Here is a 2,088-nt window from a genome sequence, read left to right as displayed (position 1 = left end):
ATCCAGGACCTGCCGTCCTGGCGGCGGCTGGTGCCGGAGGTGGCGGCGGCCCTGCTCGCCGAGGTGCCGGGCCCCCTGGTGGTGCCGATGAGCCTGCTGCGCGAGGACTACCGGGACGAGATCTTCGGCGCGCTGGCCACCCGGGGCCTGGCGGTGCACCACATCGTGCTGGACCCAGAGGAAACGATCCTGCTGGACCGCATCGGGGCGCGCGAAGAGCACCCCGGCCACCCCGGGCGGACCGAGCGGCTCCGCGACCGCTCGCTCGAACAGCTGCCCCGCTACCGCCAGGCCAGACGCTGGCTCGCCCGCGACGCCCACCTGCTCGACACCTCCGGCCTGACCCCCCGGCAGACCGCCGAACGGCTCGCCGAACTGGTCGAGGGCGGCGACGCCCGCTGCCCCATCGTGCGCAGCGACGACGCCACCGGTGACACCGTGGCCGCCGCCGTGCTGTTCTTCGACGAGCAGGGCCGGGTGCTGCTGGTCGACCCCGTCTACAAGCCGTCCTGGGAGTTCCCCGGCGGCGTGGTGGAACGCGGGGAGGCGCCCAGCGATGCGGCGCTGCGCGAGACCGCCGAGGAGCTCGGCCTGCACCTGGACTCCGCCGCGCTGCGCCTGCTCGCCGTCGACTGGGAACCCTGCACCGGGCCCCGCCGGGGCGGCCTGCGGCTGATGTTCGACGGCGGACGGCTGGACGAGCAGGCCCGGGCCCGGATCCGGCTGCCCCGCGACGAACTGCGCGGCTGGCGGTTCGTCACCCCGGACGAGGCCGCCCGCCTGCTGCCGCCCAACCGGCACCGCCGCCTGGTCGGCGCTCTGGAGGCCCGGGCCCAGGGGCGGCTGCGCTATCTGGAGGCCGGGCTCCCGGCGGCCGTCGGCGTGCCCTCCGGGTGATGGCCACCGGGGAGCCTCCCCGCGCGGGTGCGCGCGGGAGGCCGCGGCGGCTCAGAAGTCCGGCCGGGCCCGCAGGGCCGCCAGCGCGGGCGGCACCCGCTCGGGGGCGGCGAACGACCAGCCGGGGAAGCCGCCCCAGGCGATCGAGGTCCGCAGGTACCCGACCAGGGTGATCCCCGGCCGGCCGCCGACCCCGTCGACGACCGGGTCCGCGCAGTCGTCCGGCAGCGCCAGGTCGAAGCCGGCGCCGCTGACGTTGGCCCGGCGCGGCCCGTCCGCCCGGTGCGGCGTGTCCGGGAAACCCTGGTGGAAGCCGTCCTCGGGAGGGAGGTCCGGGTACTCCCCGGCGTCCTTGCGGTACTCCTCCCACTCCTCACGCAGACACTCCACCGACGGCAGCCACAGCGGGTCCGGGTAGAGCGGTGCGACGTGCCGTGGCGGACCGGCCGCAGCCGGGTACCGGTGGCCGAGACCGAGGGCCGCGCAGTCACCCACGAAGGAGACCCCGCCGAGGACCCGCAGCCCCGCCTCGTAGGCGGCCGGAAGCCGCCCGATCTCGGCGGCCAGCCGGTCGAGCGCGGCCAGGCAGTCGCCGGTCGGCCGCTCCCGGACCAGCCAGGCCGGGACGAAACCGAGCCCCGCCAGCTGCTCCTCGATCCGGCCGATCTGCCGGTCGGCCCGCAGCATCGTGGACTCCGCGACCGCGGCGACGTCCTCGCGCAGTGCGTCGGGGACCGGCCCGAGCGCGCGCAGCTCCGCCCAGACGGCCTCGTGCTCGCCGTCGGCGTACCGCCGGTGGTAGGAGGTCATCCCCGCAGCGTATCGAGCGGCACCGACAGCGGATGCGGTGGACGGCGGGGCGGGGAGGATGGACACATGCCGTTCACCTTGAGTCATCCGGCGGCGGTGCTGGTGCTGCTGCGCCGGGCCGGGGAGCGCGGCCCGCTGGTGGCCACGGCGCTGGTGGCCGGGTCGATGGCGCCCGACGTGCCGTTCTTCGCCGAATCGCTGCTGCCGGGGGTCTACCGCCACGGCGGGCCGACGCACCGTTGGTGGGCCGCGCCGACGCTGGACGTCGCCCTGACGGCGGCGCTGGCGGCCGGGTGGCACCTGCTGTGGCGCGGGCCGGTGGCGGCCCTGCTGCCGGCCGGCTGGATCCCGGCCGCGGCGGGCGACGGCCCGCCGCGGCCC

The 2,088-nt window shown here is 77.2% G+C and carries 3 protein-coding genes; 2 read left to right on the top strand and 1 reads right to left on the bottom strand.

The window, feature by feature from the left end; genetic code table 11:
- Positions 1 to 897, top strand: an 897-nt coding sequence (locus tag AA75_RS30440; protein WP_033823532.1) for an NUDIX hydrolase, incomplete at its 5' end; no start/stop codon positions are given.
- A gap of 51 nt (positions 898 to 948) precedes the next feature.
- Here AA75_RS30440 and AA75_RS30435 read toward each other — a convergent pair.
- The gene (locus AA75_RS30435) at positions 949 to 1,707 is read right to left on the bottom strand and encodes a hypothetical protein (protein ID WP_033823531.1); all 759 of its coding nucleotides are present in this window, start codon (positions 1,705 to 1,707) and stop codon (positions 949 to 951) included.
- A gap of 66 nt (positions 1,708 to 1,773) precedes the next feature.
- Between AA75_RS30435 and AA75_RS30430 the strand changes: the two genes are divergently transcribed.
- A partial coding sequence (locus AA75_RS30430; protein WP_033823530.1) for a DUF4184 family protein occupies positions 1,774 to 2,088 on the top strand: 315 nt, incomplete at its 3' end.

Origin of the sequence: Kitasatospora sp. MBT63, from assembly GCF_000710465.2 — a bacterium.
Taxonomy (GTDB): domain Bacteria; phylum Actinomycetota; class Actinomycetes; order Streptomycetales; family Streptomycetaceae; genus Kitasatospora.
The sequence above is the reverse complement of the archived record's forward strand: the minus strand, read 5'-3'. Positions and strand labels throughout refer to the sequence as shown.